Origin of the sequence: Gardnerella sp. 26-12 (genome assembly GCF_001660745.1) — a bacterium.
GTDB lineage: Bacteria > Actinomycetota > Actinomycetes > Actinomycetales > Bifidobacteriaceae > Bifidobacterium > Bifidobacterium swidsinskii.
This window is the reverse complement of the sequence record NZ_LWSR01000074.1, coordinates 1-4604: the sequence shown is the minus strand read 5'-3', so window position 1 is coordinate 4604 and position 4604 is coordinate 1. Positions and strand designations below refer to the sequence as shown.

Annotated in this window: 3 protein-coding genes; all 3 read right to left on the bottom strand. The window is 40.2% G+C overall.

Annotated features, from left to right (window positions below; all coding sequences use genetic code 11):
* Positions 1 to 122: 122 nt before the first annotated feature.
* From pknB to A5295_RS04360, 3 genes are read right to left on the bottom strand one after another with little or no spacing between them, the layout of a single operon-like run.
* Positions 123 to 2126 carry a Stk1 family PASTA domain-containing Ser/Thr kinase gene (gene pknB, locus A5295_RS04370; protein WP_064621835.1) on the bottom strand — a complete coding sequence of 668 codons (2004 nt, stop codon included), beginning with the start codon at positions 2124 to 2126 and terminating at the stop codon, positions 123 to 125.
* Positions 2123 to 3085 carry a serine/threonine-protein kinase gene (locus tag A5295_RS04365; RefSeq protein ID WP_004109538.1) on the bottom strand — a complete coding sequence of 321 codons (963 nt, stop codon included), beginning with the start codon at positions 3083 to 3085 and terminating at the stop codon, positions 2123 to 2125. Before A5295_RS04365 ends, pknB begins: the two co-directional genes overlap by 4 nt.
* A complete protein-coding gene (locus A5295_RS04360; protein WP_004109541.1) occupies positions 3082 to 4548 on the bottom strand; it encodes a penicillin-binding protein 2 in 1467 nt (488 codons plus the stop codon). Before A5295_RS04360 ends, A5295_RS04365 begins: the two co-directional genes overlap by 4 nt.
* Between the last annotated feature and the right edge of the window lie 56 nt (positions 4549 to 4604).

Below are 4604 nucleotides of genomic sequence, written 5' to 3'. Positions count from 1 at the left end.
ATATATGGATTTTATTAGAGATACAAACATTAGAGATACAAAAATGCTGCTTGCTCTACTTTTCTTGTAGAACAAGCAGCATATACATTATTTTTACAGACTTAATCTAACACAAATCTAAATCAGTCTGAATCAGACGAAGAACCAAGGCTTGGACGTGTAACTAATGTAATCGCTTTGCCCTTCTCAACCTTGCTTCCTGCTTCCTCAGACATGCTCATGACTATATCGTCATCTTTTGCCATTGAATCAGATACTACTCTCAAACCTTTTGCTTCAAGTATTTTCTTCGCCTGTTTGAAGGTAACAGTACCAAGATCTATACTAGGAACTTCAACTTTCGAAGCACCTTGAGAAACGTACACAGTAATAGAGCTGTGTGGTTTAACAGAGGAACCAGACGACGGATTTAGTCGAGTTACAGAACCTTCAGGCACATTATCTGAATCTTCCTTAACTACATCCGTAGTAAAACCAAAATTCTCTAATTGGCTAACCACAATGTCTTTGCTTTGACCAACAAGACCGTCAGGAATTTTAGTTAAGCCGGATGCAATATATAAAGTAATTAATGTACCCTTATCAGCAAACGAATCTGCGTCAGGATCTGTGCGAGTTACATGATCTTTCTTAATATCTGCACTATCTTCTACTCGAACATTAGCAATCTTAAACCCAGCACGCTCAAGCATTTTACGAGCAGCTTCTTGCGTTTTACCACTTACATCTGGCACGCGAGTTGATTGTGGTCCAACCGAGAACCATACAGTCACCTTGGATCCAGAAGCAACATGCTCACCTCCACGCGGTGATTGCTTAGTAAAAGTTCCCTCAGGTTGAGAAGAATGATCATCTTCACGAATATCTGGAACCAAACCAAGTGCACGCAACTTTTCACGAGCAGCATCCTGCGTTGTTGTCTCCATAAATGTTGGAACTACAACATCTCCAGTAGCACGACTTCGGTTGAGCATAAACAGCACACCCAGAAGAACTAATACTGTTACTAATACTCCAACTATAGATCCGATTACTACTCGTTTACGACGTTGCGCTTGCATTGTTGCTCTTTGTGACGCGCGCGTGCTAGGAGAAAATGCAATATTTGCAGATTCAACTTGACCAGTAATAGGATTAAACGATTGAGTTGCAGCACCATCTGTCATGCCCATAGCCATAGTTGCAGCATTCTGTTCAGCCTGCTTACGCGCCTTCATATTAGCTAAATCAGTCAATGGATTAAACGCTGCTGCAACAGGCACTCCACCGTTCATAAACGCTAGAATGTCATTCTTAAACTCTGATGCTGTGGCATATCTATTTTGTCTATCTTTTGCCATTGCTTTAGCACAAATCTTGTCCCACATAGCAGGCATGCCTGGAACAAGTGTGCTAAGAGGTGTCGCCACTTCTGAAACATGCTGATATGCGATGGCAACAGCTGAATCTCCAATAAAAGGAGGACGTCCAGTTAGCATTTCATACAGCACACACCCTGCAGAATACAAATCAGAGCGCATATCTACTTGTTCACCACGAGCCTGCTCTGGAGACAAATATTGTGCTGTTCCAACAACACCTTGAGACTGTGTCATAGTTGTTGCAGAATCGTCAAGAGCACGAGCAATGCCGAAGTCCATTACCTTCACCATGCCCTGCTCGGAAATCATAATATTTCCAGGCTTAATATCGCGGTGAATAATACCCATTCTGTGTGAGTACTCTAAAGCATTGAGCACGCCAAGCATAACTTGTTCAGCGTCTCTCTGACTTAAAGCTCCATTCATTTTTAGAATATCGCGTAATGTTTTACCTTTAATGTATTCCATTACAAGATACGGTAAACGCTCTTCTAAGCCATTTTCTGCTATAACAGATTCTTCTCCAGAATCATAAATATTCACAATATTAGGATTGTTCATCTGCGCAATGGCATGCGCTTCCCTGCGGAATCGCGAAAGGAAAATCTCATCGTTCGCTAAATCAGAACGCATGATTTTCACAGCAACTGTACGACCTAAGCGCTTATCAACAGCAACACGCACTTCCGCCATGCCGCCGCGGCCAATAAGCTCCCCTAATTCGTATCGACCATTCGCTAATGAGGTGGGCATTGTGGTATTCATTGCTGCTCCTTGCGATCATTGGTATTAAAAATATTAATAATATTTACTTGGTTTTGCGGCATACTTTTAATACATCTTCGTTGTCGCAAATTTGTAGAAAGTACTCCTGTTGTATTGTTGAAGGCTGTTTCTTGATCTAGCAGTCTGCGCTCAATACGAGATAATACTTTCGACACAACTAATGCATCTTTTGGACGATCTTTTGGATTCTTTGCAAGCATAGACATAATAAACTGTTGTAATTGCAAATCAACATTTTCTGGCAAAGGTGGTACAGGATCATTAACATGTGCAGCAGCAATATCTACCGGCGTTGCTCCAGTAAATGGACGATGTCCGCACAAACCTTCATATGCCACAACACCTAACGAATAAATATCAGATTGTGCAGTAGCTTGTTCACCTTGTGCTTGTTCTGGAGAAATATATTGAGCTGTTCCAACTACCATGCCATCTTGAGTGATCTGTTCTTGGTCACTGGAATATGACACACCAAAATCTGTGATTTTCACATTGCCAGTATCAGAAACCATAATATTTGCAGGTTTTACATCGCGATGAATTACGCCATGAGAATGAGCTACAAAAAGTCCTCGAGCTGTTTGGATAAGAATAGGAAGTAACTTGGTAGGATCAATTATTTTTTCTTTATGATACAAATCTGCCAATGATTTACTTGGCACATATTCCATAATTAGGAATCCAATACCATCGTGCTCATAATAGTCAAATAATGCTGCAATATTAGGATGCGCTAAATTTGCTGAATTATGCGCTTCAGCACGAAGACGACGTAATTTTGCTTCAACGTTTACGGTATCTGTACGTAACGCCTTAATGGCAACAATTCGCCCAAGTTGAATATCAAAGCCTTTCCAAACTTCTCCCATACCGCCTTGAGCAAGGCGGCGATCAAGTCTATAACGATGATGAACTAACTGTCCTTCAACGAGTTTCATTGTTTAAGCGCCTCCTCCATCACTTGTCGCATAATAGGTCCTGCCGCGTAACTACCAAATGTACTTGTGTTATGTACTATAACCGCTATAGCTATTCTAGGATTTTCAGCAGGAGCAAATCCAATAACCCAACCATTAGCAGCTTGATTATACATTCCAATCTGTGCAGTACCTGTTTTAGCCGCAACATGAATATTAGGTAAAGCAAGATTAGGATTTTCTTTTGTAACAACAGCCTGCATCATAGAAGTTAATTTAGATGCACTGTCACTACTCATTACTTGGTTCATAACGGTTGGTCTAGTTTGTGACAATACTGACAAATCGCTAGATCTTACACAATCAACAAGAGTAGGCTTCATCAATGTTCCATTATTTGCAATAGCTGCCGCAATCATAGCGTTTTGCAAAGGTGTAACCTTAGCATCACCTTGACCTATTGATTCCAGAGCTAGTCTATCTGGAGTTGGCTTAATAGAAAAAGTAGATTTCACGGATCGTATTGGGAATCCAGTAGAATCAGAACCATCAATAGGCAGCGAATCGAAGAATCCAAACTTTCTTGCCTGCTTTACAATTACGTCAGATCCTAAAGAATTACCCAATTGAGCAAAAGCAGTATTAGACGAATATGCTAAAGCATCCTCAAAAGATATTTTTCCATCAACGCCATTCGCTTGGTAAGTGACATTTGTAAGAGACGTCTTGGTTCCAGGCAAAACATAGCTCGCACCAGCAGGTATTTTCGTATCAGGCTTGTATTTTCCAGATTCTAATGCTGCTGCTGCAACAACAGTTTTGAACGTAGAGCCAGGAGCATAAAGCTCAGAAACAGCACGATTCAGCATAGGATTTGACACATCTGATGTTATTCTCTCATACGATTTATTTACTTCATTAATATTGTGAAGAGCAAGATCATTCGGATCATAACTTGGAGTGCTTACCATGGCGCGAATTCTTCCGGTTTTTGGCTCAATTGCAACTAAAGCTGCGTCTTTGCCTTTAAGAAGATTGTAAGCAAGATTTTGCAAACGTGAATCAATTGATGTTTCTATAGAAGCTCCGCGATTAGTTGCTCCAGTAAATAATGAACGGAATCTTTGCCAGAACAGAGCATCTGATTCTCCACTTAATAAACTATTACGAGAAGCTTCAATTCCTCTATCTGCACGCTGGCTAATAGAAAAATATCCAGTAACTGGAGCATATACTAATCCGTTAGAATACTGACGTTGATACACAAAAGCATCTTTAGATGGTTCAGATTTCACTATAACTGTGCCATCTGATGTAAGTATTGCTCCACGTGGAGCGCCAAACTCATGGTATAAAGCTCTGCGATTTCGAGGATCAGAATTTAGAGCATTCGCTTTAATAGAAGTAATAATTGTACTTGAAATACCAAGTATTACAAAAAGTACCAATACTGCAGTAAAAAGTTCTCTAAGACTTTTATTCATTGTTATCACCTCTTTCTGAAGAGGAAATAACAGCAGAAGCATCTATATTATTTTCA

Excerpts from the sequence above, each read along its gene's own strand:
- pknB (WP_064621835.1), bottom strand. The coding sequence starts at position 2,126 with ATGAATACCACAATGCCCACCTCATTAGCGAATGGTCGATACGAATTA.
- A5295_RS04365 (WP_004109538.1), bottom strand. The coding sequence starts at position 3,085 with ATGAAACTCGTTGAAGGACAGTTAGTTCATCATCGTTATAGACTTGAT.
- A5295_RS04360 (WP_004109541.1), bottom strand. The coding sequence starts at position 4,548 with ATGAATAAAAGTCTTAGAGAACTTTTTACTGCAGTATTGGTACTTTTT.